Annotated in this window: 26 protein-coding genes and 1 tRNA gene; 7 read left to right on the top strand and 20 right to left on the bottom strand. The window is 70.1% G+C overall.

Going from position 1 to position 23,434, the window contains the following annotated elements; all coding sequences use genetic code 11:
- Positions 1-29 precede the first annotated feature (29 nt).
- Positions 30-102, bottom strand: a tRNA-Arg gene (locus tag DEJ47_RS13390).
- A 277-nt stretch (positions 103-379) separates the two neighbouring features.
- On the opposite strand from DEJ47_RS13390, the gene DEJ47_RS13380 reads away from it, so the two are divergent.
- The 5 genes from DEJ47_RS13380 (at position 380) to DEJ47_RS13360 (ending at position 6,454) form a co-directional block, all read left to right on the top strand.
- On the top strand, positions 380-1,138 hold the full coding sequence (locus tag DEJ47_RS13380) for a TnsA-like heteromeric transposase endonuclease subunit (RefSeq protein WP_150175607.1): 759 nt from the start codon (positions 380-382) through the stop codon (positions 1,136-1,138).
- Positions 1,135-3,171, top strand: a complete 2,037-nt coding sequence (locus DEJ47_RS13375) for a Mu transposase C-terminal domain-containing protein (RefSeq protein WP_150168080.1) — start codon at positions 1,135-1,137, stop codon at positions 3,169-3,171. Before DEJ47_RS13380 ends, DEJ47_RS13375 begins: the two co-directional genes overlap by 4 nt.
- Complete coding sequence (locus tag DEJ47_RS13370) at positions 3,168-4,256, top strand: ATP-binding protein (RefSeq protein ID WP_223828343.1); 1,089 nt, start codon at positions 3,168-3,170, stop codon at positions 4,254-4,256. The genes DEJ47_RS13375 and DEJ47_RS13370 overlap by 4 nt, the downstream gene beginning before the upstream one ends.
- Entirely contained in the window at positions 4,256-5,485 is a 1,230-nt protein-coding gene (locus tag DEJ47_RS13365; protein WP_150168078.1) for a TniQ family protein, read from the top strand. The genes DEJ47_RS13370 and DEJ47_RS13365 overlap by 1 nt, the downstream gene beginning before the upstream one ends.
- Positions 5,486-5,563: 78 nt before the next feature.
- Positions 5,564-6,454 (top strand): DUF5655 domain-containing protein, encoded by an 891-nt coding sequence (locus DEJ47_RS13360; protein ID WP_150175605.1) that lies wholly within the window; start codon positions 5,564-5,566, stop codon positions 6,452-6,454.
- Between the two features lie 160 nt (positions 6,455-6,614).
- On the opposite strand, the gene DEJ47_RS13355 is transcribed toward DEJ47_RS13360, so the two are convergent.
- Positions 6,615-7,241, bottom strand: coding sequence for a hypothetical protein (locus tag DEJ47_RS13355; protein ID WP_150168076.1), 627 nt, complete (start codon positions 7,239-7,241; stop codon positions 6,615-6,617).
- 367 nt (positions 7,242-7,608) lie between these two features.
- Between DEJ47_RS13355 and DEJ47_RS13350 the strand changes: the two genes are divergently transcribed.
- Together DEJ47_RS13350 and DEJ47_RS13345 are read left to right on the top strand one after the other, a co-directional pair.
- Positions 7,609-8,235 carry a 2'-5' RNA ligase family protein gene (locus tag DEJ47_RS13350; protein ID WP_150168074.1) on the top strand — a complete coding sequence of 209 codons (627 nt, stop codon included), beginning with the start codon at positions 7,609-7,611 and terminating at the stop codon, positions 8,233-8,235.
- Positions 8,232-8,576 carry a hypothetical protein gene (locus DEJ47_RS13345; protein WP_150168072.1) on the top strand — a complete coding sequence of 115 codons (345 nt, stop codon included), beginning with the start codon at positions 8,232-8,234 and terminating at the stop codon, positions 8,574-8,576. The genes DEJ47_RS13350 and DEJ47_RS13345 overlap by 4 nt, the downstream gene beginning before the upstream one ends.
- Positions 8,577-8,784: 208 nt before the next feature.
- On the opposite strand, the gene DEJ47_RS13340 is transcribed toward DEJ47_RS13345, so the two are convergent.
- The 18 genes from DEJ47_RS13340 to DEJ47_RS13255 all read right to left on the bottom strand — a co-directional run bounded on the left by DEJ47_RS13340 (position 8,785) and on the right by DEJ47_RS13255 (position 23,320).
- Positions 8,785-10,146, bottom strand: a complete 1,362-nt coding sequence (locus tag DEJ47_RS13340) for a DUF317 domain-containing protein (RefSeq protein ID WP_150168070.1) — start codon at positions 10,144-10,146, stop codon at positions 8,785-8,787.
- Between the two features lie 54 nt (positions 10,147-10,200).
- Positions 10,201-11,313 (bottom strand): DnaB-like helicase N-terminal domain-containing protein, encoded by a 1,113-nt coding sequence (locus tag DEJ47_RS13335; protein ID WP_150168068.1) that lies wholly within the window; start codon positions 11,311-11,313, stop codon positions 10,201-10,203.
- The gene (locus tag DEJ47_RS13330; protein ID WP_150175604.1) at positions 11,313-12,581 is read right to left on the bottom strand and encodes a DNA cytosine methyltransferase; all 1,269 of its coding nucleotides are present in this window, start codon (positions 12,579-12,581) and stop codon (positions 11,313-11,315) included. Before DEJ47_RS13330 ends, DEJ47_RS13335 begins: the two co-directional genes overlap by 1 nt.
- A complete protein-coding gene (locus DEJ47_RS13325; RefSeq protein WP_150168066.1) occupies positions 12,581-13,453 on the bottom strand; it encodes a hypothetical protein in 873 nt (290 codons plus the stop codon). Before DEJ47_RS13325 ends, DEJ47_RS13330 begins: the two co-directional genes overlap by 1 nt.
- A gap of 96 nt (positions 13,454-13,549) precedes the next feature.
- A complete protein-coding gene (locus DEJ47_RS13320; RefSeq protein ID WP_150168064.1) occupies positions 13,550-13,897 on the bottom strand; it encodes a hypothetical protein in 348 nt (115 codons plus the stop codon).
- Between the two features lie 97 nt (positions 13,898-13,994).
- Positions 13,995-14,858, bottom strand: a complete 864-nt coding sequence (trpA, locus tag DEJ47_RS13315) for a tryptophan synthase subunit alpha (protein WP_150168062.1) — start codon at positions 14,856-14,858, stop codon at positions 13,995-13,997.
- The gene (locus tag DEJ47_RS13310; protein ID WP_150168060.1) at positions 14,830-15,594 is read right to left on the bottom strand and encodes a hypothetical protein; all 765 of its coding nucleotides are present in this window, start codon (positions 15,592-15,594) and stop codon (positions 14,830-14,832) included. The genes trpA and DEJ47_RS13310 overlap by 29 nt, the downstream gene beginning before the upstream one ends.
- Positions 15,591-15,860, bottom strand: a complete 270-nt coding sequence (locus tag DEJ47_RS13305; RefSeq protein ID WP_150168057.1) for a hypothetical protein — start codon at positions 15,858-15,860, stop codon at positions 15,591-15,593. Before DEJ47_RS13305 ends, DEJ47_RS13310 begins: the two co-directional genes overlap by 4 nt.
- A gap of 98 nt (positions 15,861-15,958) precedes the next feature.
- Complete coding sequence (locus DEJ47_RS13300) at positions 15,959-16,417, bottom strand: XF1762 family protein (RefSeq protein ID WP_150168055.1); 459 nt, start codon at positions 16,415-16,417, stop codon at positions 15,959-15,961.
- Entirely contained in the window at positions 16,414-18,201 is a 1,788-nt protein-coding gene (locus tag DEJ47_RS13295; RefSeq protein WP_150168053.1) for a type IV secretory system conjugative DNA transfer family protein, read from the bottom strand. The genes DEJ47_RS13300 and DEJ47_RS13295 overlap by 4 nt, the downstream gene beginning before the upstream one ends.
- Before the next feature lie 46 nt (positions 18,202-18,247).
- Positions 18,248-19,000 (bottom strand): DUF317 domain-containing protein, encoded by a 753-nt coding sequence (locus DEJ47_RS13290; RefSeq protein WP_223828699.1) that lies wholly within the window; start codon positions 18,998-19,000, stop codon positions 18,248-18,250.
- A 14-nt stretch (positions 19,001-19,014) separates the two neighbouring features.
- Positions 19,015-19,614 carry a hypothetical protein gene (locus DEJ47_RS13285; protein WP_150168048.1) on the bottom strand — a complete coding sequence of 200 codons (600 nt, stop codon included), beginning with the start codon at positions 19,612-19,614 and terminating at the stop codon, positions 19,015-19,017.
- Between the two features lie 67 nt (positions 19,615-19,681).
- A complete protein-coding gene (locus DEJ47_RS13280) occupies positions 19,682-20,509 on the bottom strand; it encodes a DUF317 domain-containing protein (RefSeq protein ID WP_223828341.1) in 828 nt (275 codons plus the stop codon).
- Positions 20,506-20,916, bottom strand: a complete 411-nt coding sequence (locus tag DEJ47_RS13275) for a hypothetical protein (protein ID WP_150168046.1) — start codon at positions 20,914-20,916, stop codon at positions 20,506-20,508. The genes DEJ47_RS13280 and DEJ47_RS13275 overlap by 4 nt, the downstream gene beginning before the upstream one ends.
- The gene (locus DEJ47_RS13270; protein ID WP_150168044.1) at positions 20,913-21,263 is read right to left on the bottom strand and encodes a hypothetical protein; all 351 of its coding nucleotides are present in this window, start codon (positions 21,261-21,263) and stop codon (positions 20,913-20,915) included. Before DEJ47_RS13270 ends, DEJ47_RS13275 begins: the two co-directional genes overlap by 4 nt.
- A 43-nt stretch (positions 21,264-21,306) precedes the next feature.
- Complete coding sequence (locus DEJ47_RS13265; protein ID WP_150168042.1) at positions 21,307-22,128, bottom strand: DUF317 domain-containing protein; 822 nt, start codon at positions 22,126-22,128, stop codon at positions 21,307-21,309.
- Positions 22,125-22,934, bottom strand: a complete 810-nt coding sequence (locus DEJ47_RS13260) for a DUF317 domain-containing protein (protein WP_150168040.1) — start codon at positions 22,932-22,934, stop codon at positions 22,125-22,127. The genes DEJ47_RS13265 and DEJ47_RS13260 overlap by 4 nt, the downstream gene beginning before the upstream one ends.
- On the bottom strand, positions 22,931-23,320 hold the full coding sequence (locus DEJ47_RS13255; RefSeq protein WP_150168038.1) for a hypothetical protein: 390 nt from the start codon (positions 23,318-23,320) through the stop codon (positions 22,931-22,933). Before DEJ47_RS13255 ends, DEJ47_RS13260 begins: the two co-directional genes overlap by 4 nt.
- Positions 23,321-23,434 lie beyond the last annotated feature (114 nt).

The following is a 23,434-nucleotide window of genomic DNA, read 5'->3' as shown; positions in this document are numbered from 1 at the left end:
ACGCGTTTCCGCAGGTGAGGGGCCATGCGCGCCCCCGGCAGGACTCGAACCTGCGGCCAAGCGCTTAGAAGGCACGTGCTCTATCCGCTGAGCTACGGGGGCTGACCTGCGTAAACGCAGCTTCCGGGCGCTGTCCCCCGGGACGCGGGGGACACATGGGGGAATCGCTGATTCCCGGCGATCGGGGGACGCGAGCGCTCCCTGATCGGGCCGTACGTAGGGTCTCACATTATCTTCACGCCTCCGAAGCCCCTCGTGGAAACAATCCCGCACCCTCTGTCTAGTACGGGTTGACCTTGCAGATGTCAGTTCTAAGCTGCATGCGATCTTGCATAGGTCAGCGTGACCTTGCATCGAGGGCCGGGGTTAGTCGTACGTGATGCATGCGTTAGAGGTCTTGGAGGGCGGGTCTGCGGGGCCGCCGACGGCCGGGTTCGAGGTGGCGTACGTCGCCCCTGACGGGTCGGAGTCGCGGCGTTTGCTGGCAGATGCGTGGGCCGTACGGTTCGAGCACGTCGCGCCCGTACGGACGTTCACGTCGTACCGGGGCCAGCGGAATTTGCCGGGCCTGTGGTGGTCCGCCACGGCGGGCGGCCATATCGGGTACGAGTCCTGGCTGGAGCGGGACCACGTGATGCTGCTGGACTTCGATCCGGCGGTGGTGGGTATCTCCTCGCAGCCGTTCTGGCTGTTCTGGTCCTCGGCGAAGGGCAAGCCGGTCTCGCATGCGCCGGACTACTTCGCCCGCCGGGACGACGGATCGGCGGTTGTCATCGACTGCCGCCCGGCCGAGCGCCGCAGAGCGAGGGACTGGGCGAAGTTCGAAGCGACGAAGACGGCTTGCGATCAGGTGGGGTGGGAGTTTCGTCTGCTGGGGGCGCCGGATCCGGTGCTGGTGCGGAACGTGCGCTGGCTGGCGGGCTACCGCCACCCTCGCCACCGGGTGGAGCCGGTGGCCTCGTGGCTGCTGGAGACGTTCGTCGAGCCGATGCCGCTGATGGACGGTGTCCTGGCTGTGGGGGAGCCGGTGGCGGTGCTGCCGGTGCTGTTCCATCTGCTGTGGTCGCACGAGCTGGCGGCGGACGCGCCGGTCCCGTTGCACGCCGACTCGCTGGTGTCGCTGGGGATGGTCCGGTGAGGGCGGGCGGCGAGAGTGCGGTGCTGCGGGTCGGGGACTGGGTCACCTTCGATGACGGCCACCACCAGGTGGTGGCTCTGGCGGGGACGGCGGTGCGGCTGCGGTCGTCGGGTGGTGAGGAGTCGGTGGTGCTGGCCTCGTACTTGATGGCGGCGCCGGACTTCTCGGTGACGGGCACCGAGTCGCTGCCCACGCTGGAGCCGGCCGGGCTGCTGGAGTCGCTGCCCGAGGCGGCGAGGGCGGCGGCCGTGGAGTGGGAACGGCACGTGGTGGAGGTGGAGACCGGCTTACCTGCGGGGGCGGAGCCGGGAACGCCGGTGAAGCCCGAGTACGACCCTGCCCGGCCGTTGGTGGAGCGGGCCCAGGCGAAGGCGGACGAGCTGGGGGTGAGCCTTCGTACGGTGATGGCCAAGCGGTCACGCTACGCGCAGCAGGGAGTGTGGGGGCTGGTCGATGGACGCCTGGTGCGGCTGACGGAGGCGACGGGCCGGGCGGACGCCCGGCTGGTCGCCGCGGTGCGGCAGGTGCTGGACGACCAGACGCACGCTTCGACGGGCACGCGATCGAGGGTGATCCGGCGGGTGGTGAAGCTGGTGGAGGACACCCACGGCGAAGGGGTGGTGCCGCTGCCGAGCCGGAACACCTTCTACAAGCTCATCGACGCCCTGTCCACGGGACGGCACAGCTTCGGCTCGGCGGCCACCCGGCGGCAGACGGCGAACCGGCCGGCGGGCCCGTTCACGCCGACGTTCGCCGACCGGCCCGGAGAACAGGTGCAGATCGACTCCACCCCGCTGGACGTCATGGTGGTCCTCGACTCCGGGGTCGTGGCCCGCGCTGAATTGACGATCGCGGTCGATGTCGCCACCCGCACTATCTGCGCGGCGGTGTTGCGGCCGGTGAGTACCAAGGCGGTGGACGCCTCGCTGCTGCTGGCGAGGATGCTGGTGCCGGAGCCGATGCGGCCGGGCTGGCCGCTGAGCCTGCGGATGACGGCCTCGCGGATGCCGCACCGCCAGCTCCTCGATGTCGATGCGCGGATGGACCAGGCCGCCGCCAAGCCGGTGATCGTGCCGGACACCGTCGTCATCGACGGCGGCAAGGTGTTCATCTCCAACACCTTCATCCGCGCCTGCGCCCGCCTGGGCATCTCGGTCCAGCGGACACGCCCGCGCACGCCGACGGACAAGGCGATCGTGGAGGCGACGTTCTCGGCGGTCAACACCCTGTTCTGCCAGCACCTGGCCGGCTACACCGGCCGGGACGTGAGCCGCCGCGGCGAGCGGGTTGAGCAGGCCGCGGTCTGGACGATCCCCGAACTTCAGAATCTCCTGGATGAGTGGGTGCTGGCAGGCTGGCAGACCAGGCCGCACGACGCCCTTCGCGACCCGTTCCGGCCGGGGAAGGCCATCTCGCCGAACGACAAGTACGCCTCCTTGGTGGCGGCGGCCGGCTACCTGCCTCTGGTCTTGCGCGGGGAGGACTACCTGGAGCTGCTGCCGGTGGCCTGGCGCGCGATCAACGACTACGGCGTCCGCATCGCGCACCGCACCTACGACAGCGCCGAGCTGGGGCCCTACCGGCGCCAGCACTCCGGCCATGCGGCCAGGCGCGGTCTCTGGGAAGTGCACTACGACCCTTACGACCTCTCGCAGGTCTTCGTGCGCACCGAAGGCGGCTGGGTCACCGCACCTTGGGTGCATCTTCCCCTGGTGGCAGCGCCGTTCGCCGAGTTCACCTGGGCGCACGCCCGCCGCCTGGCAGCCGAGGCCGGCCTGGACGACACCAACGAAGTGGCTGTCGCCCGTGTCCTGGACGCGCTGCTGACGCGCGCCGAACACGGCCCGGACCGGCAATCGGCCCGTGTCCTGGGCCGCACCCGAGCGGCAGCCGCTCTGCCCGCTCCCACTGCCGCCCCCGCGATCGAAAGCGTCCCCGAGATCGAGCAGGAGTCCTCGGCGGCGCCACCGGCCGCGAAGGTGGTGCCCTTCGGGGTCTTCGATGCCCACGCCGAAGCCGAAAGGTGGCTATGAGCACCCCCTCCTCCCGGATGATGCCGCAGACGGACCTGCCCGATGCGACGCCACCGGATTGTCCGCTGACCTCCAAGGAGGGCTGGCGCCGCTACGTCGAACACGAGAGCACCCCACCGCAGTTACACAGCGCCGCCGAGCGGGCCGCGCTGACGGGAGCGGAAAGGGACCGCGAGGACGAATGGCGGCGGGAGTATCACGCGAACCTGCCGATGGTGAACACCCCGACCATCCGCAAGGTCATCGCCACCGCACGGCTGCTGATCCAGCTCAACCGACACCAGGTCTCCGCACGCCGGGGCGTGATCCTCTCCGGTGCTTCCGGCACGGGCAAGACCACCGCGCTCACGCAGATGGGCCGCGCGCACGAGCTAGCCACGCGCAAGCGTCATCCGCACGACGGGGCACGCCTGCCGGTCATCTACGTCACCGTCCCGCCGGCGGCGACGCCGAAGATGCTCGCGACGGAGTTTGCACGCTTCTTCGGCCTGCCCTTTCCCAAACGGGGGGTCACCCTCACCGACATCGTGGACGCGGTCTGCGCGACCGCCGCCCACACCCGGGTCGATCTCGTCCTGGTGGACGAGCTGCACAACCTCAACCTGGCTACCCGCTCCGGCGCGGAAGCCTCCGACCAGTTGAAATACTTCGCCGAACGCCTGCCCGCCACGTTCGCCTACGCGGGCATCGACATCGAGACGCAGGGCCTTTTCGCAGGCACCCGCGGCCGTCAGATCGCCGGACGGTTCGTCGTCATCCCCGCCGCCCCGTTCTCCCACGCCACCGCCGCCGACCAGGAGACCTGGCGGGCCCTGGTCGGCACGCTGGAGTCCTTGCTCCGCCTTCACGAGCACGCCCCCGGAACGCTCACGGAGATGAGTGACTACCTCTTTCACCGGACCGGCGGCATGATCGGAAGCCTCTCCCAGCTCATCCGCGGCGCTGCCGTGCTGGCCATCGAGGACGGCAGCGAGCGCATCACGAGGGAGCTGCTGGAGCTGGTCCCCCTCGACTTCGCCGCCGAGCAGACCCAGCGGTTGATCACCCCGGCAGGCGCAAAGGGCCGGCGCCGGAGCGTGGCCTGATGCTCCTGCCCCGCCTGCCCGACCCGGTTCCCCCGGCCCGGCACGAGATCGCTGTCTCTTACATCAGCCGCCTGGCCACCCTGCACGGCATGGACCCGCAAACGCTCTGGATGCAGGTCACCCGTCCGGACCGGGAGGGCGCCGCCCGGCGCGTCCCGATCCCAGAACAGCTCGCCGCGCTTACCGGCCGCAGCGTTCACGCTCTGGCCGGGGCCCTGCCCGAACTGCGCGATGCGGCACCGGACTGGGCCATGTTCCGCCATGCGACGCAGAGCGGCTGTCATCTCTGTGACGCCCGCCATCCGGGCGGCCGGGTGGTGAGGCTGCTGCCGCACCACACCTACGTCTGCCTGCGGCACGGCACCTGGATCGGCCCGCCCGATATCGACCACCCCGCTGTCGGCCTTGCCCAGCTGCCCGAAGTCATCGACGCCCAGCGCCGCCACCACCTCCTTCTGCGACGCTACGGCTGGGCAGCCGCCTACGACGCGGTGCTGACCGCCTTTATGATCTGCGCGCACATCTGGGCCGACGGCCGCCTGCCTGGTGAGGACTTCCACGTCTGGCACACCTGGGACAGCCGGACGTACGCCCTCATCCCCTACGACCACGCCGCCAAGTCCTACACGTCCTACAGCACGTCGAAGCTGTTCGCCGCCATCTATCCTGAGGTCGTCGGCCTGGCACCGCTGATTGCCTCTCCCCACTGGCGGCAGATGGCCTGCGGCACCGCCACGGAGCAGGCCCGGTTCTTCGCCGAGGTCGGCAAGCGCGTCACCTACCCCTACAGCAAGAAGGAGAACGGCGACGCCGTCGCGCACTGGGCCATCGCGGATGCCTGGCGCCCACCCTCGACACCGCTGACGGCGTACACGCCGGGGCAGGTTCGCGGAAAGCTCTCTCCGCTCCACGCCAGCCGGGCCGCGCGGCATGCGAACAGCGTGAAGTGGTACAGCCGCATAAACCGGAACCAGGGCCGCACCCTCCTGTTCCACAACCACCTCAAGCCCGTCCTCCTGCGCGAGAAAACACCGCAATACGTCAAGTGGGAGGGCACCGTCTGGCACAGCAGCCGCACCGACGACCTCATGAAGGAAGAGGTCGCGCGGCGACGCCGCGAACTCCAAGCCGGTGCAGCGCGGTTGCGGAACCAACGCGCCGAAAATGCAAGATCTAACTGGGTAAATCCGGCTGACACCGCTCCACCCTTTCCTTCATCATCCAGCTAGCGCAGACGCACGGATGCAGCGACCGGGAAGAACGGACACCCTCTTGGCGTTGTGGATCTCCTGGCCGAGGAGGGGAAGGTGTCGGGCTTGAAGCTGTTCCACACGACGACTAGCGGCGTGACCGAGGTCTCGCCGCGTCTTGCTGCCGTCGAGGCGGACGTGCAGGAACTCGTCGAGGCGCACATGCAGACGATGCTGGGCGTCACGTTCCTCGCGAGCGAGTACGTGATCGACTGTGTCGACAGCGGGCGGATCGATTCGCTCGGGTTGGACGAGAACGGCGCACCCGTGATCGTGGAGTACAAGCGCGGCACGGACGCCGGGGTCATCAACCAGGGCCTCTTCTACATGGCCTGGCTGATGAGCCACAAGGATGCCTTCCGGAGTCTGGTCCGCGACCGGCTCGGGGCGACGGCCGCGTCCCAGATCCTGTGGAGCGCACCGCGGCTGATCTGCGTGGCCGGCGACTTCACTCGCTATGACGCGCACGCCGTTCGCGAGCACCGGCGTTCGATCGACCTGGTCCGCTACCGGTACTTCGGCAGCGACCACATCGGTCTTGAGACCGTGGCCTCGGTCACCGGCCATTCGGCCCAGGCCAAGCGGGTACGCCCCAGCGCGCCCGGGGCGCCGCCGGTTCGGCAGCAGGGCGGTGCGATGGCCGAGCTGGCTTCGTCGGTCGATGAGGTCCTCGTCGGCCTGGGTGACGGCGTCACCCGGGTGCAGCGCAAGCAATACCGGGCCTATCAGCGGCTGCGGAACTTCGCCTGCCTCATCCCGCCCCAGCAGACCAAGGTGCTGGTCTACCTGAAGGCCGATCCAGCGGCGGTGGGCCTGGTGCCGGGCTTTACCCGGGACGTGAGCGGCCTCGGCCACCATGGCACGGGAGACCTGGAGGTTCAGCTGCGCACCGAGCGGGACCTGGAGCGCGCCCAGGACCTGTTCCGGCTGAGCTACGCCTCGGCGTGACGAGACCGGAACGGGAATTGCGCGCCGTGTGGCGGTGACGTCATGGATCGTCGCGGTGCTGCCTTTCGTCGGGCGGTCAGGAGTGGCGGTGGAGCTACAAGTATTGGGTGGATCCCCGGTTTCGGTAACCGGGGATCCACCGCTATATTGCCGCCCGGATCTACCGGTGCCCGCCGTACAAGGCGGCATGCGCGGCCTGCACGCTCGTCCAGTAGTGGGCGAACTGCTCGCTATTGAGCCTCCGGATCGCGTAGCCGGCGCATTTGCTGCACCATCCCGAGCCGGTCCAGTCGCCGTGCCCGGGGTCTTCCAGGTAGAGCGGGACGAAGTCGCGGAGAGTAAGAAGGTCGTGCTCGGGGCTCAGCCACTTCTGGTGTCTGCACAGCCCGTGTGATTTCCCCTCATAGGTCCCGTGCGGATTCGTGGCGTAGACCTGGAGGTCTTCCAGGGGCCCCAGGGGTTGGTTGCCGACGCTTCTTCCGGTCACCCCGTATCGGTTCATGACGAAAGGCTGGCCGTCCTTGCTGTGCAGGAACACCCAGAGCGAGAACTGGTCCCCTGGAACAAGTGCTGCCATAGAGGCTCGATGCAGCAGTCCTTCGGTGTGGCGATCTGCTTCACGGATGAGGGCTGTTTCGCGCAGATCGGCCTCGGCGGGGGCATCGAGCCAGTCGTCCGGAATCGGGGTGCGTCGGTATGCCGGGTCTTGGTCGGCGAAGGCTTCCCGGCCGAATTCGACGGTGACCTTGCGATAGATGCTCTCGTCGTCAGGTTGCGGGAGGGGCATGAGCCGATTGTCGCTGACGGCCTCGCCGTCGGGCAGGTCTTGTGGTGTCCGGGTCCGTTGTGGAGAGGATAGGAGCCGGCCGGGAGGCTTCAAGGCGCGTGGCCGCGAGTGTATGACCCTGCTCTGCGAGGGTTCTGATTGGCGGTCGGAGCGATAAGGGAGTGACCTGCCGAACGAGGCGCCGCAGTCACGGCAAGCCGGGCCTGGAACGAGGCGGTGGATGAGCAGCTTGTCGCCGGGGTTTTGGAGGGGCTGGAGCATCAGGGTTCGTGCCGAGCGGAGGGGATATTTCGGATCTCCACCTCGCGGCTCAGGAAGGGTGAAAGCCTGACCGAGGATGCGCTGATCACAACGGGAGGGCCGCGCAGTGGAGAGCTTCTTCGAGAGGGTGGAGCACGTCGGGGGCTGGCCTCCAGGACGGAAGGACCTGCACTGGCACGTGCTGCCGTCGCCGGCCGAGGCGGAGGGGCTGCTCTCCCTGTACCGAGACCGGGGCCTGATGCCCCGGGGGATGAGCCCGGTGCCCGACGATGGCCTGCACTGCACCCTCCTTCACGCGATGGGGGTCGGCGCCGACGACATCGACCTGGGTGCGGTCGTCGATGATGTCCGTGAACGCGTCGGCCAACGGGCGCCGTTCACGCTCACCTTCGACCGGCCCGCGATCGGCGCGATGGCCGTCGAGATCAGCGGCTGGCCCGGCCGTCTCTTCGGCGAGTTGGTCGGTGACGTCACCGCCGTGATGCGTCGGCACGCCGGGACCGAGTGGACCGCGGCCGCGAGCCGGTACCCGCACATCTCGCTCGCATACACGAGCAAGGGCGCCAAGGACGTCTCCGCGGCCGACCTGCGCGAGGCCCTCGCCGCGATCGACGGTCCCCTCGCCCAGCAGGTCCAGGTCGACGCGGTGCACCTGGTCGCCCAGTGGCATGACGGGGCAGCGATCCGGTGGGAACAGCTCGCCACCGTGGCATTGAAGGGGGGTATGACATGATCGGCGGCTCGGGATCCTCCTGGCCGGGCCCCAGGGTCATGACCGGGGACTCCGTGATGCTTACCTGCGTCCCGGGAAGCACGATTACGCTGACCGGGACCCTGACCGTGCAGGGCAAGTACGCCGACGGCCAGGGCTTCATCGAACTCAGGCTGCCCGATGCCGATCCGCAGCTCCGTCGACTGCTCCAGCAGAGCCGGGCCTGGCATCTTCGTTTGTTCCACTCTGGGGGCTGCCTGTACGACTCGCCCTGGCTCAAGGCCACCAAAGTGGTCTGGGAGAAAGACGGCCTGGTTGCCCAAGGGGTGCCCGGCGAAGCGCCCCCGGAGGCAGCTCTCTGATGACACACTCAGCCTCACCGCGAGGGGTCATCCCTGACGGGGTCGGCGGCCATCTCACAGCCTCACACCCTCGCAGATGACCGCGCCCCCTGGGGAAATGGCCTGTGTTGCCCCATGCCTGTGCGGGTCGCTCGGTACGCCTACGGTCGCCTCCGTGAGCAGTGACGGCGTAGTAGTGACTGAGGTGGTCCGCGCGGCGGCCTGAGCGTCAGCGTGTCCGGGGGCGGGCAGGAGTATGCGCCGGTGAGGTGGGGAGAGCGCTGAGGGGATGGCTCTGCCGTGTAGCGGAGACGCCGCAAGGTTTGGCGTATCGGCCAGCCAACTCGAAGGTCACATCTTGGAGCACGGCGGCGGCTGCGTGCGTCGAGAAGTGCAGCGTCCACCTCTGGCTGCCGGAATTGCTGTCGCCCCAGACGGTCCAGGCCGGCAGGTCGGGCTGCTGCGTGTTTGCCGCGAAGGCATCGAACTGGACGCTGACCGGGCGATCGCCGGGGGCTTGCCAGCGGATGGAGCGGCCGTCGATGGTGTGCTTCCATCCGGCGTCGGCCAGCGGGCGGGTGGCCTCTGCAATGTTTGCTTCCGAGATCTGGCTGCCTGCCGCGATCTCCGTCGCGTCCGCGGAGGCGAGGCTGTCGAGGAGTGCCTGCATGATCTCCACGGGGACTGTGGTGTTCGCGGTGGCGTGCCACCGGCGTTGACCGACGGGGCTCTCGTAGGCTGCGATCTTCCACTGCGTATCGCCAGGGTCGGCTTCGTGTACGAACTCAGCGCGCAGGACGAGGGATTCATGGACGGCGTGCGTGGTGTTGTCGGACCACGTCCTCCACTTCTCCCAGGCTCCGTGCGACTCGACGAAGTCGTTCAGAAGGGCCTCGTGACCCTCGGCCTCGGCCGCTTCGGTCTCAGCAGGCCCCGCCGTGGTCGTGGGCAGCTGGACGTTGGCCTCGGGTTCGGGGTCCGGCGGGGTGCGGGCCTGTTCCGCCTCGCGTTCGGTGTCTGTGGCGGGGGCGGGGCCGGGGCGTACGGTGTCGCCGTAGAGGCGTTCGAACTCGGCGATGGCAGCGAGGGGGCCGCCGTACTGGCCGGCTTCCACTCGGAGGTGGTTCTCGCCGTGGAGGTGGACACTCGGTCCGTCGCGGTAGGTGCCGACGGCGACGGTGGTCCAGCCGTCGTAGGCGTGCGCGTGGATGATCAGGCGGCCGGAGCGTATGTCGTCGTAGATCTTCTGTGCGTCGCCGGAGACCTCGCGGATCTCTTCGCGCGTGCACCAGTGCATGGGGTAGTTGGCCCAGGTCCATTCGGTGGTGATCTCTTCGCGGAGCCGGGGCGTGATGTCCACGGCGACGCCTTCGGCGCGCAGGGCGTGTGCGGCTTGGTCGGCGTAGTACGCCTCCTCGCGGTCGATGCGGGCCATGACCATCGTGGTGTCGTCGAGGGGCTCGAACCCGTGGAGGGCGAGCAGCGCCCGCACGGTGTGGGTGGCGGTGCCCGTGATGGTGGCGCTGACGGCGCTGGGGCGGCCGTGGAGCAGGTCGAGCCGGATGTGCAGGTCTGCTTCGGGGTGCGGCAATCGGTTCTCGTTTCACGGCTGTGGCCGGTGCGGGGGCCGGCCGGAGCGGATGGGTCAGCGGAGTGTGCGGGCGCTGGATGCGGTGGTGCGTGGCGGGCCGGCCCGTGGGGCGGCCGGGCTGCGCGGTGCTCGCGTAGTGGGTGGCGCGGGGCTGGTGCTGCGGTGCCAGCGGGTGCGCAGAGTGGTGAGGTCGGCCAGGGCGCGGCGGCTGCCGGTGATCAGCTGGTGCGGGGTGTTGACCGGGTCCCGTGCGTAGGCGGTGATGCGTGTGCCGACGCCGAAGGCACGGTCCAGCAGAGCGCGTTGAAGGACTCGCTCACCCCAGTATTCGGGTGAGCCGACGGGCGTGGAGACCAGGTCGATCAGATCGCGGGGCTCGAGGCCGTCGGTGAGGAGTCCGCGGTGCTGGGCCTCCCAGAGCACCGTGACGGCGTCCACGGGTTGTCCGTTGTGGACCAGGGTGGTCAGGCACTGCCAGAGGGCGGCGTGCAGGGGCAGCGTGAAGTCGTCGGGCTGCAGCCAACGCATGTCCTTCAGTTCTGCGGGGTGCGCCGTGGCGGTGGACAGCAGGAGGCGTTCCTCGTCGAGGGCGTCCTCGCCGCGGTGTCCCGCCCGGGGAGCCGGTGACACGGTGCGCGGCAGGGAGCCGGGGTGTGAGGCGAACTGTCCGGCGAGCCTTTCGAGGAAATGGCCGAGCGTGTCGGCCTGGGCCAGGGTGGCGGTCACCGGGTTGGGCAGGGTGCTGTCGGTCGCGGTCTGGGCGAGGCGTTCGGCGTGTATGAGCAACGTGCGTCGAGCGTGATCGGCTCGGACTATCCGTGCGTAGGCCGGTGCGTGCTCCGGCCACGGGCAGACCTGGATGAGGGTGTGGAGATAGGAGGCGGTGAGGCCGGGAGCGTGCGGGCGTGCCGCTTCGAGCACGGCGTTCAGCCAGGCAGGGCTGGTGCGGTGCGTGTCCGGTTCGGGCGGCGGCAGCTCGCGCATGGCCTGCCAGAGGGCACCGTGGGCATGGTTGCTGAAGTGGCCGGAGTCCAGAGCTTCGATGCCGTCGAGCCGGTCGGGTTCCAGGAGGAGGGCGCCGAGCAGGGACTGCTCGGCGTAGTGCACAGGCTGCGGCGTCTGCACGATGTCGAGGTCGTCCTCGTACGGGACGGGTCGGTGGGGCATTAGGCGGCCAGGGTGAAGTCGTCGGGGCGAAGGGTCTTGCCCAGGTGCGGGGCCAGAAGGTGGGCGGCGAGCCGGGGCGGGACGGCGTTACCGATCTGGCCGAAGACCTGTCCCTTGTTGCCGGCCCAGGGGTAGTCGGCGGGGAACGTCTGCAGAACCCCGGCCTCTTCGGCCGTGATCCGGATGGACTCCGGTGCAGGCTGCTCCTCGCGCGTGGCGGTGGTGTCACCAGAGGGTTCGGCAACCCAGACGCATTCGTTCGCGCGGTGACCGAAGAAGAGGGTGCCGGCAGGCTCCTGGATGGAGCGGACGGTTGCGTTGGACTGGTTGTTACTGCGCAACGACCACGACCACCGGTGCGCCTCCCCGCTGAACGTTGGCGCGGGAGTGTGGGCCGACAGGTCCTCTCTCGCTCCGTGGCGCTTCGTCCACCCCGCTCCTTTGCGTCGGGACTGCAGGACCTTGCCGGTCTGAGGCTTCCAGGTGCCGCGCTCGCGTGCGTCGCTGAGCGTCTTGCGTGATCCGGACGGGAAGGGTTCGGGTCCGCCTCCCGGACCGCCGCCGGCACACACGGTCGGGACGGGGCGGTCGGTGGCGCCCCAGCCGAGGGCCTTGGCCATGGACACCCACTGGTCGCGGCCCGGCCCGAACAACGACTCCGGCTCGGCGGCCTTGGCGTGGGTGGGCGGCGGTGGTTCGGCGGTGCGCGTGCGTGAGGCGAGCAGGATCGCCCGCCTCCTGGTCTGCGGCACCCCGTAGTCCGCCGCGTTCAGGATGCCGGTCCAGACCGAGAAGCCCCAGCTGCGCAGGATCGCGGCGTACTGGCGCCACAGCGGCAGCACGTCGGGGACCTCTTCCATCGCGATCCACTCGGGCTGGCCGTGCTGGTTGAGGGCGTGGAGGTAGCGCATGGGTTCGGCGGCCAGCAGGGAGCGCTCGTCCTGGCAGGCGGCCAGGAGCTTCCCGCGGGTGTCGCGGCCGGCGGCGAGGTCGGCGACGGCCTGATGGACCAGGGGCTGGTCGAGCAGTCCGAGGCGTTTGCCGGCCATCGACCACGCCTGGCAGGGCGGGCTGGCGATGAGGCCGCTCGTCTTCCCGAGGAAGGGCCACACCGGGTACATCGCCACGTCGGTGCGGATGGTCAACTGCCCGGCTGCTGCACGGGTCTTGCACGCCCACTCGTCCCATTCCAGGCCGATGTCGCGTACGCCGAGGACAGTCAGGGCGTGGCTCCAGCCGCCGGGCCCGGCGAACAGGTCGAGCACAATCACGTGGCCAGCCCGAAGTCGTCGCGGGAGGGGGCGTCGGCGTCGCCCCGGCAGGCCCAGGGCGAGCATCCGTCGGTGACCCCGTCCTCCAGCTCGGTGGCGACCTCGTCACTTCCCAGTTCTTGCTGCAGAGCGGCCCACTCGGCCGCGGTCACGTGATCGATAGGCGCCTCGGACAGGGGCACGCGGGAGCGGTGCAGGAAGGCTTGGCCGAGCAGGCGGTTGCCGCTGGCGTTGGCACGCGCGTTGCCCTGGCGGATGGCGGCATCGAAGGCGACGACGTCCGCCCATTCCTCGGGGGAGGTGTCGCGGATCTGGCGCCACTGCGCGTTGCCGTGGAACGGGCACCCCAAGCAGCTGCTCTTGGGCGTGTCGGCGAGGCCCAGGGACGACAGGTAGCGGACGCAGTCGGCGCGCGACCAGCCCATGTCGATGAGCGGGTGCCGGTTGCGCATGTACTTCACGTCCGCGTCCTTGGCGCGGTGGAACTCGTCGGTGGAGATGCCGACCCACTGCTCGACGAACACCTCCCGCGGGATCCGAGCCGGGTAGGGGTAGCCGAGAAGTTCGCGAACTTGTCGCTTTATCGGCTTTATCTTGTACTCGCCTGTGCACTGCCGCCGGGTCATCCCGGCTTTGCCATCCTGGTTGAGGATGTAGAGCGGCATGGAGGCGAACCGGTGATCCGGGTCGAGGGCGTCGTCGCGGATGTTGCCGGTGGACACGCGCAGGACGGGGATGCCGGCCGGGGCGGCGATCTCGCGTTCCATCCGATCGAGGTGCGCGTACACCGCGCGGGGCTCCCACCCGGTGTCGGCGAAGATCGCGTAATCGACCTTGGGGAGGACGCCCTCGGCGGACAGGGCGAGCAGGGTGCTGGACTGGACTCCGGCGCCCAGGGACAGGGCGCGGAACTGGGGCTGTTCGGTGATGGTCGGTCCTGAAGGGTGAGAGGTCTGGGGGCTGCTTCAGCGCGCCGGCGGCACGGGCGCGTCGGTGGGCCGGGGCTGTTCTCGGAGCGGGGACAGGAGCCCGTCGAGCAGGTCGGCGGCGGAGGCGACGAACTGCTGCGGTGTAGGGCGCAGGAGCACGGGCGGCGACGTCGTGGCGTCGCGTCGGCGGCGCTCGTTCTCGACGGCGCGCGCCAGAGCTGCGGTCAGTTCCGCGCTCGCGTCCTGGGCGGCCTTGGCCGTGCGTGCCAGATGGTCGAGGCGAAGCAGGTGCGCCTGGTCGCGTGGCGGCACCCGCTCCAGATCGAGGAAGAGCCGGAGCGCGGCGGCGGCGAGCGCCTGTGCCTCAGTGATCCGGGCTGTCATTACCTGTACGCCGTCGACAGGGGTGCGGCGCAGGCGCTGCCGAAGCGCGGTTGCGTCGGCCGCGAGTCGGTCGAGTGCCTCGTGGAGGCTCGCGGAGTCAGGCACCGTGGGCCGTGCCGATCCGGGACTTCAGGGCCTGGGCGAACGCGGCGGTCACGGCGGCGGCCGGACCGGGGTCCGGCCGCAGGGCCCTCACGATCGGGGTGCCGATGACGACGGCGTCGACCAGGGGCGCCACCCGGGCGGCGAGGTCGGGGCTGGAGATGCCCACCCCCGAGACCACGGGCAGCGCACTCGCCGCGCGCAGTCGCTCGGTGAAGGCTTCCAGGGCTGCCAGGTCGAGAGGGCCCTGAAAGCCGGTGACGCCGCCGCTCGCGGGTGCGTAAAGCCAGCCGGACGCACCCTCGACCGCGGCGCGAAGATCGGTGTCCGCAGTAGTGCGCGGGACGAGGTGCGGTGTGCTCAGGCCGGCGTGGTGGGCAGTGCGATGCCAGCGGAGCGCTTCTTCGCGGGGCAGGTCGACGACCATGATCCCCGCAGCGCCCGCGTCGGCCATGAGGCGAGCCAGACGCTCTGGGCCGTGGCGGCGTACGGCGTCCCAGTACGTCATGACCACCGTCGGCCGCAGCGACGCGGCATGCGCGACGGCGCGGGCCGTGCGGTCCAGGACGCTGCCCTTGGCCAGGGCGCGCTGGTAGGCGGACCGGATGAGGCGTCCGTCGAGGACCGGGTTCGCACAGGGCAGGCCGATCTCGAACAGGTCTGCCCCGGCCTGGGCGAGGTGGTCGAGCTGGCGGCGCTGGATGTCAGGCTCGTGGACGCCGCCCGGGATGAAAACCCCCAATGCGCACGGGGGTTGGGTCAGGAGGGTGTGGAGGTGGGTGGCGGTGGCCAGGGTGTGTCCTTCGAGGTGGAGGGGGTGACTCCTGTGGTCAGCGGTTTCTGGCGGCGGCCTGCGCAACGGTGGGAAGAGGGCGGGGCGTTGCTGCGGGTGCGGGGCTCGATCCGGCTGCGGGCAGACCGAGGACCGAGGCGAGGGCGGTGACGCCCGTAGGGGTGAGGCGCACGCGGTCCAAGTGCGGGCCGCCGGTGTAGGCGGCGGGAGCCGAGCCCGTCGCTCTCTCGGCCAGGCCCTTCGTCTCCAGGGCGCGCAGGGTGCTCATCAGCACTTTGGGTTCGCGGGAGCGGGTGAACTCGCGCCCCAGCGAGCTGCTGGCCACCACGTGTCCGCAGGCGATCTCGGCCAGCGCAGTACGGTGCACCGCGCCGAGCCGGGCGTCGGGGACGGGAGCGGTGGCCCCGCGCCGCCGCCGGAACTCGCCGGCCAGTGTGGCGGCGCTGGCGACGGTGGCTTCCGGGGCCAGCGCGGTCAGGTCGCGGGCGGCCTCGGTGCTCAGCCCGGCCGAGGCATCGGCAAGGAAGGAGAGTTGCCGTAGGCGCACAACCACCTCGGTCAGTTCCTCGCTCTCATAAAGGCGTTCACTCTGGATTGCCTTGATGGCGGCCGTGGTGGCGGTGGCCAGGTCCTGTGCGGGGGCGGCGTGTGCCTCCGGCTGGGGCGGGTTCGTGGCCTGAAGGAGGAGGTCGAGAGCGTCGTTGTGCTGGCTGTACTGGTCGGCCAGGTGGAGAAGTCGCTCGACGGGCGTCGGCGGTGGTGGCATGTCGAACAGCAGGGCATCGGCCGGCGGTTGGGTCATGCGCGAGAGCGGTGTCGAGGAGCGGGCGTTGAGGGTGCCGTCGGCGAGGCAGCGGGCTTTGGTGCCTGCTCGGCTGCGGTGTGCCGGGCGGCCTCGTCGAGGATCGCGGAGACGTCCGCGATGTGTCGGGTGCAGGTGAGCGCCTGCTGGTACGTCGCGGAGTGGGTGATGGCCCGCAGCGTGACCTCGGGGTCACTGTTGCCGCATTCCAGGCAGCAGCGATGGTCGGGGTTCCAGTCGTCGGGGACGTCGTGGATCTGTGTCATAGGCGGTCCAGAAGTGAAGGGATGCGTCGGCCGCCGCATGTGCTGCTCAGCGGCGTCGGAGAGTCATGCGGGGCTGGGTCAGGCGGTGGTGGCGGGACTCAGGGCGCCTGCCAGAGAAAGCGGAGTGTGTGGTCGTTGCCGTGGTCGGCTCGGGGACGCGAGGCGGTATGCCAGCCCGGCCGTGGTGACCGCTCGGCGAGCAGCTGCCACCCGGCGCCACGCAGGGAGGCGCCGCTCTCGCCCTCTTGCGTGTACGTGATCAGGCGTCGGTAGCCGAGGGCCTTCGCTGCTCGCCAGGAAGCCCCGTACAGCAGGGAGTTGGCGTTGCGGGTCCCGTCGCTGGCCGTACGGGTGACTTCGAGGGTCATGCCGTCGTCGAGGTGACGGGCCACCGGTCTGCCGACGATGGCCACGGCGCGAAGTGTGCCTTCCTCGTCTGCGGCGCCGACGGCGAAGATCTGCCCTGCGGGTGCCGGATGATGGCGATGCCAGGTACGGACGAAGTCTTTCGCCTCGCGTGAGCGGACCGGCACCAGGTGCAGGCGAGAGGCGTTCACGCGGCGGTTCCGAAGTCGGTCTGCTTGGGCGTGGACTTGGCGACGGCCCGCTCGGTGATGCCCTGCGACGCTTTGGCGGAGGCGGCGGACAGCTCGGCGGCACCGGGTTCGAGGTACCAGGGGCGCAGGTCGAGCATGGCCGCGCGCATGCCGGTGGCGAAGGCGAGCGCGGTGCCCTTGGGCAGGGCGCGGATGGCGTCGGCGGCCAGGATGCGTTCCTGCCGCATGGATACGGAGGTGGACTTGCCGGACTCCGAGGTCGAGGTGGAGGTCGTCTCGACGTCGTGGTCGCCGATCAGGCGGGAGAGCTTGTCGGCGAAGTCGGGGTCGTCGATGCCCGAGCCGATGACCTTGATCGTGGAGGCGGACCACATGGCGTCCATGCCCGCGTCGCCCCACACTTTCTGGCCCTGCCGGTAGGACTGCAGGATGGTGATCGGGATGATGCCGCGCGAGCCCAGGTGGGAGTACAGGTCCGGGAGATCGCTGATCTTGCAGACGTTGGCGGCCTCGTCGAGGATCGCCAGCATCGGCGGGTCCAGGCGCCCGCCGGCCCGCTCGGCCTGCGCGGTCGCGGACCGCATCACCGAGTCCGCGCACGCGGCGATCAACGCGGAGGCACCGCCGCCGCCGTCCTTCGACAGCAGGTAGAGCGTGTCCTTCGAGGTGACGAACACGGACGGTTGGAATTCCGGTACGTCCTTCTGCGGTGTCACCCAGGCGGCGATCTCGGTGTTGAGCAGGGCGGCGGCGTATTGGCGGGCCGTCTCGTAGATGCCGTCGCGGGTTTCCGGCGGTCCCTCGACGGTGCCCTTGAGCTGGGCGGCGATCGCGGCGAACTTGTGGTCGCGCAGGATGTCGAGCGGGGTGCGGTCGGCGGGGAAGGCGAGCCACGCCATCACGTCGGTGATCGGCCGCTCGTCGAGGGCTGCGGCCAGGAACAGTTGCGACAAGATGTTGCTGCCGGCCTTGGACCAGAAGTCGCCCTGCTGTGAGGCGTCGACACTGGCGGCGAGGAAGTGGCCGGCGAGCCTTCCGGCGCCGTCGAGGGTCTTGGCGTCGGCCAGCGGGTTCCACCACATGCCCCGTTCGGCGTGGGCGATCTGCTGCGGGTCCATCGACCAGGTCCGGCCGACGGCCGCGCGTGCGTCGAGGGTCGCCGTGTAGGCGTCGCCCGCGGCTTTGTTGGAGGTGAGCAGGACCGGGCCGGGCGCGTTGAGGATCGAGGGGATCGCCAGACTGGTGGTCTTGCCGGAGCGGGGCGCCATGATCGCGACGGCGACGTCCTCGTACCCCATGCGTACTTCGTGCTTCGTGCCCTGGAGGTTGCCGAGGAGGATGCCGGTGTCGGCTGCGGTGATGTGCTTGGTGTCCTTCAGGCTCGGACGCAGGGAGCGCGCCTTGTCGGTGATGGCCTTGGACATCAGCGGCTCGATGTCCCGCGGTTTGGCCAGTCCGGCGACGCGCTTCTTGCGCCCGCCGCCGCGGTGGCGCTGGTAGAGCATGGCGGCGGTGATGGCGAGGGCGACGAGCACGATGCCGGGGAGGATGCGTGTGCCTAGCAGCAGGGAGGTTTCGCCCAGGTCCGGCCATAGCTGGTCGGGGTGCAGCAGGGCCTGCACGGGCTGGTACGGGGCGCTGGCGCCGATGCCGGTGGCCCAGGACGTGAGGTTGCCGCCGAGCCAGGCGAGATTGGACAGGGGGACGGCCACGGCGAGTGCGACACCCAGGACGCGGAAGGCTATGTCGTAGCCGTCGTTGGACGCGGAGTTGGACTGGGGCAAGGGCTGTTCCAGATACGAGAGAGGAGAGGGCGGTCGCGAGGGACAGTCAGCGCGTGCGGCCTCGCGCAGGTCCGGGCGGCGCCGTAACAACGTCGGCCACGCGGCGGTGCCGCTCGGCGAGGGCGCTGATGCGTCGCTCCAGAGCGAAGGCGACGTCCGTCGCGGGGACATGGCGGGTGTCCACGGTCATGCGGTCGCGGGCCCAGCCCGGGATGCGGCCAGGGTCGCGCCTGATGGGCGCGGGGTCGGAGAGCGCCTGCGTCACGGCGGCGATCAGGTGCAGGGGCGTGGTGCCGGTGAACACGGCCCGCCAGATCGTCGGGTCTCGGATGACGGCCGTCTCGATGTGCCACAGGTCGCTGCCGGGGTTTCCGACCCGCTCAACGCGCGTGATGCCGTTGGGGTCTGCGAGCCCGCCGAAATGCCGGGGCGGCTCCCATCCCGCGTCCTGCAACGCCGTAAAGGGATCGATCGCAGTCGTAGGCGGTCCGGACGGGTCGGTCAGTGCGTCGGCGAACGCGGCGATGATCTCAACGGGGGTGCGGCTCTGGAAGGTGGCCGCCCAGGCGGGATGATCCGCGGTACGCGCCTGGCGGATGGTCCACCAGTCCGGATCATCCGGATCGTCGGGAGCCAGGCGCAGGTGCGTGAGCTGGTCCGGGCTGGTGAGCAGGACGCGAGGTGTGAGCGGTTCATGGCCGTGGCTCCAGCCGGCGACCCGGTGCAGCGGCTGGGCGATCCAGCCGGGATCGCCCATCCCCGCGAGGGAGCGCGGGGCGATGAACGCCTGCTCGACCATCTCGCTCACGCCCGTCACCGCCGGACCCTGGACGGTGTGGCGGCGGCCCCGTGCACGGGCGCCGTCGCGGGCAGGGCCGTCGCGGCTGCGGTCGCCTGCCGCTGCGCGAGGGCGTTGACGGCGAAGATCACCTGGCCGTGGATGGCCCACTGGTCGAGGTGGGGCCAGGCTTCCGCGTAGCTCTCGGCGAGCGGTTCCTCGTACGCCCTCGTACCGGGGCGCGCACTGTCGGGCAGCGCGGCGTCTACCGCGAGCCAGTCGTCGTATACCGCGTAGAGGCGCTGTGTGGCCTCTCGCAGTTCTCGGACCTGCCAGGCGTAGCGCCGTGTCCGGTCGGTGGGCGACAGTCCGGCGAGCTGCCGTTCGGCGACATCGACGAGTTCGTCCGCGTGGTAGTACACCCGGCCGAACGCGGACAGGGTGTCGGCGTCGCGTTTCTGCTGGCGACGGCCGTAGGCGTCCTCGTCGTGGGGCTGGAACGTCTCGGGGTCGGAGTGCCGGTCGGAGTAGTGGTCCCAGGCGGTGAGGATCTGCCGGCTGTGCCGCAGATAGTGGGCGAGCTGAGTCAGATAGAGCCGGTGGGCCGGGCTGGCCGGTTCGAGTGAAGTAGTCAAAGAGGGCCTTTGGACGGGCAGTTCTAAGGGGGGCGGGGTGCGGAGCGGCCGAAGCCGCTCCGCACGGTCAGCGGCTGCGGGGCGCGTGCGTGGCCGCCTCGGTTGTGGGGCCGTTCGGCGGCTGGGCGGTGGGCGCGGCGCTGCGGCGGGTTTTGCGGGCGGCGGCCCGGCTGGCCTTCAGCCGGGCTTCGTGGGCGGCGGCGAGCTGCTCGCCCTGGGCGCCGCGTTCCACCTGCGTGACTAGATGGGAGTGGGGGACGTCGTAGCGGCCGCGGGAAACGGGAGCCGGATCGACCAGGGCGGCGGCGAAGCCGGCGAGCAGGTGGTGAGGGGTGCGGTCGTCGAAGTGCGCGTGCCACAGCCGCTTGTGGCCGCCGAGCCCGGTGGGCAGTGCGACTTCGGCAGTCCAGGCGAAGTGATCGCTGGTCAGGTTGGCTCGCCGTTCCAGGGTGGTGATGCCGTCCGGGTGGCGTGCTTGCTCGTTGCCGCGTTCGTCTTGCTCATAGGTCCAGTCGGCTGTTCGCAGCGTTGACCAGATGTCCGGCTCGGTCTCGGGCGGGGTGCGCACGAGCGCGTCGGTGAACCCGGCGATGATCTCGACGGGGGTGTTGCCGCCGAAGGACGCGTGCCATCCACCCCACGGTGTCGACGCGATACGCCACCAGGGGCCGTAGGTGCTCGGTGTGGGTTCCAGGACGAACGAGTGTTGGTAGTCAGGGCTGACCAGGACGACATGGGGGAAGTCGGGGTCGTCGAAGTTCTTCCACCCGGCGGCCCGCAGAGCCTGGGTGATGTGGCGTGGGTCGCCGGGTCCGGCGAGGTGGCGGGGGGTGGTGTCGCACCACATGCGGGACCAGGGGTCGTGGACCTGGCTGGGTATGTACGGGCGGGTCACGACTCGCCCGCCGAAGCGCGGAACTCGGAGGGGAGTCTCGAGTCGAACGGCAGCCCGCCCAGGCGGTGGATGTCCCAGTGCAGGTCGTGGCAGTCAGTCAACTCGGGTGCGGCTGCTCGGAGTCTGGCGATGATGTGCCGGCTCTCTTCGGACCACGGGCTCAACGCGTGCATTTCGATGAGGTGGGCGGTGTTGCGCAGGAGGGTGCCGAGGATCATGGGGACGCCGTACTCCTCGTTCAGGGCCTTCGCCAGCTGCGGCTGGACGTCGGCCACGAGTACCGGGTCGCGCAGGGACCAGGCGAGCTGGTCCAGAACGTCCAGGGCGTGGCCGATTTCGTCGAGGCTGGGCGCCTTCGTGCGGTGGTTAGGGGGCGCGGCCAGGTGGGGCTCCTGGGGGTGGTTCATCGGGCGGCCGGCGGGTCGGCGGCCTGGGAGAACTGGCTCCTCAGGCGCTGTATGTCCCAGTGCAGGACGTGCCAGTCGGTGGCCTCCTGCGCGGCTTCCCGGAGCCCGGCAACGATCAGACGGATCTCGTCGCTGTCGGCCTTCGCCTCCTGGGCGACAAGGCGTGCGGCACTACGAAGAATGTCGCCGAGCAGGATGGGCACGCCGGTGTCCTGGTCGAGGAGGACGGCGAGCAGCGGCAGCACGTCGGCTACGGACGGATCGGTGTGCAGGTAGTTCTGGACCTGGGCCAGGGTGGCGGTCGCCTGCGCGATGTCGTCGGCGCTGGGGGTGGAGGGGGTGGGCATCAGTGTCCTTGGACGAGGGCAAGTGAGGTCTACGGGCGCCGGGTCAGCGGTGGCGCTTGTGGCGAGCCGGCCCGGGTGGTGGAGATGAGGGCGTGTCGGTGCCGGTGCGCTGCGCGGCTTCGAGGCGCCGCAGATGCTGCAGACGGTGCTGCTCGGGCGTGACGGGGCTGCGCTGGGAATCGAGGAAGCCGAAGGTGTGCTGCGGCGTCTGTCCCTCCGAGCGCAGGAGCGGGGTGGGATCGGTGAGCGCGTTGATGAACCCGGCGAGGGCCGCGGGCGGGGCGGCTTCGTCGATGGAGGCGTTCCAGATCCACCGGTGCCGCCCCTCGGCGATCGGGACGGAAACCTGAACTGCCCAGCGCGGTATCGGTGTTTCGGCGAGCGAGGACTCGCGGGAGAGGTAGGCGGTCTCGTCCGGGGACAGCGCGGCACGCTCCCTGCCGGCCAGTCGCATGGTCCACCCGCGGCTGGCCGCGAGGCGCCACAGCTCTGCCTCCTCGGGCCGGGGCTTGGTGCTGTTCAGCGCATCGGTGAAGCCCGCGATGATCTCCACCGGGGTGTGGAGGCCGAACTGGGCCGACCACGCGCGGCCCTGCGCCGGGTGGACGCGCCAGGACGCCTTGAACTCGTCCGCTTCGGGTTCCAGCGTCAGGTGCAACCGGCCGTCGGGGCTTTCCAGCAGGACATGCGGATAGCCCGCAACCGAGTGGTTGCTCCAGCCGGACGCGAGCAGGTACTCGGTCACGTGGCGGGGGTCGCCCCCGCCGGCCAGGTGCCGCGGTGCCACTTCGTCCAGCCAGCGGACGGTGTTGACTCGGTGCAGGGTGGGGCCGTTGACCCGCGAGTAGAAGCGTTCGTGGCTCACCGCATCCGCCCGGCCTTGGCGTACGGGCGGGCTCCGGGCGCTTGAGGACGTGCCTTGTTGGTGGCGAAGGCATTCTTGCCCCAGGCGGCGGCGCGGGCCGCGGTGATCCGGGCCTGCTGCCAGGCGCTGAGCTGGTGGGGCAGCACGGATACGGAGGTGGTGCGGATTCGCTGGGAGGGCGGGACGCGACCGAGAGGCCGCATCACCGGCTGCGGATCGGCGAGCGCGGTGCTGAACGCCTGCACCAGGTGCATCGGCGTGGTCGGCGTGAGCGTCGCCTCCCACACCCGGCCGTGTTCGTTGCGGGCCCCGGCCCACCAGTGCGCCTGTCCGGGGGCGTCCTGGTGGAAGCGGACGACGGCGTCGCCGTCCGGGCTGCGCGCGGTGAAGTGGTGCTGTCCGCGTTCGGCCTCCCAGCCGTGCTGCTGCAGGGGCTCCCACACGTTCGGGGCGTGTGCCAAGCGCTCGGTGAACAGGGCGTCGGTGAAACCGGCGACGATCTCGACAGGCGTCTGGCGGCTGAACGTGGCGTGCCACGCCTCCTGCGTCGCGGTCGCCTTGCCGCTGATCGTCCACCCGCCGGGCTGCGTAAAGGGGTCGTACCCGATCCGAACGCTCTTGTCGGGGCTGTCGAAGACGACCGGACCGCCGGTCTTGGACTTGTCCTTCCAGCCCGAGGCGCGCAGGTACTCCGTGACGTAGCGCAGGTCGCCGCCGCCGGCCAGGTGGCGCGGTTCGACGAGGTAGTGCTGCTGCGGCTGCTGAGCGGTGGGGCCCCAGCCGGAGAACTGCTTGTTCTTCTTCACCGGCGCCGCCTCATGACCATCGCCGAGGCGGCCGGTGCCGCGTGGGGCCTGGCGGAGGTGACGGCGGGCGCGGCGACCTTCTGGATGGCGCCGGTGTGCTCGTGGAGGTCGGTGCCGACGCTGTTGAGTTCGTTGGAAGCACGCCCGAGGGCCAGCCAGACCTCGGGCGGCAGAAGACCGCGCTCGGAGTTGACCTTCGCGAACCGGGATCCGGTTTCTACGAGTCCGGTGACCTCACCGAGCAGCCCGGTGTCGTAGTCCAGGACGTGGGCCAGGAGTTGGGCTGCCTCGTGCGGGGGTGCCGCTGCGAGGTGGCGGCGGAGCTGACCGAGCTGGGCGGTGATGGACTCAGCCAGCTGTATGGACGGGAGTGGCGGGTTGGTCATGGGCCTCCTGAACAGGCTGGCTAGAGGTACTAGTCGTGGTGGCGGATGCGGTAGCTCTCGACGAAGAGGAGTGCGTCGCGGCGGCGAGCTTCGTCAAGGGCGGCCTCCGGGCGC

The organism is Streptomyces venezuelae, assembly GCF_008642355.1.
GTDB classification, from domain to species: domain Bacteria; phylum Actinomycetota; class Actinomycetes; order Streptomycetales; family Streptomycetaceae; genus Streptomyces; species Streptomyces venezuelae_B.
Note: the sequence above shows the minus strand (reverse complement) of the source record. Positions and strands in the feature narration are given on the sequence as shown.

What these genes read in the sequence shown, in the direction of transcription:
- DEJ47_RS13380 (WP_150175607.1), top strand. Translation starts at nt 380, where the DNA reads ATGCATGCGTTAGAGGTCTTGGAGGGCGGGTCTGCGGGGCCGCCGACG.
- DEJ47_RS13370 (WP_223828343.1), top strand. Translation starts at nt 3,168, where the DNA reads ATGAGCACCCCCTCCTCCCGGATGATGCCGCAGACGGACCTGCCCGAT.
- DEJ47_RS13365 (WP_150168078.1), top strand. Translation starts at nt 4,256, where the DNA reads ATGCTCCTGCCCCGCCTGCCCGACCCGGTTCCCCCGGCCCGGCACGAG.
- DEJ47_RS13355 (WP_150168076.1), bottom strand. Translation starts at nt 7,241, where the DNA reads ATGCCCCTCCCGCAACCTGACGACGAGAGCATCTATCGCAAGGTCACC.
- DEJ47_RS13345 (WP_150168072.1), top strand. Translation starts at nt 8,232, where the DNA reads ATGATCGGCGGCTCGGGATCCTCCTGGCCGGGCCCCAGGGTCATGACC.
- DEJ47_RS13335 (WP_150168068.1), bottom strand. Translation starts at nt 11,313, where the DNA reads ATGCCCCACCGACCCGTCCCGTACGAGGACGACCTCGACATCGTGCAG.
- DEJ47_RS13320 (WP_150168064.1), bottom strand. Translation starts at nt 13,897, where the DNA reads ATGACAGCCCGGATCACTGAGGCACAGGCGCTCGCCGCCGCCGCGCTC.
- DEJ47_RS13310 (WP_150168060.1), bottom strand. Translation starts at nt 15,594, where the DNA reads ATGACCCAACCGCCGGCCGATGCCCTGCTGTTCGACATGCCACCACCG.
- DEJ47_RS13305 (WP_150168057.1), bottom strand. Translation starts at nt 15,860, where the DNA reads ATGACACAGATCCACGACGTCCCCGACGACTGGAACCCCGACCATCGC.
- DEJ47_RS13290 (WP_223828699.1), bottom strand. Translation starts at nt 19,000, where the DNA reads ATGGTCGAGCAGGCGTTCATCGCCCCGCGCTCCCTCGCGGGGATGGGC.
- DEJ47_RS13275 (WP_150168046.1), bottom strand. Translation starts at nt 20,916, where the DNA reads ATGAACCACCCCCAGGAGCCCCACCTGGCCGCGCCCCCTAACCACCGC.
- DEJ47_RS13270 (WP_150168044.1), bottom strand. Translation starts at nt 21,263, where the DNA reads ATGCCCACCCCCTCCACCCCCAGCGCCGACGACATCGCGCAGGCGACC.
- DEJ47_RS13255 (WP_150168038.1), bottom strand. Translation starts at nt 23,320, where the DNA reads ATGACCAACCCGCCACTCCCGTCCATACAGCTGGCTGAGTCCATCACC.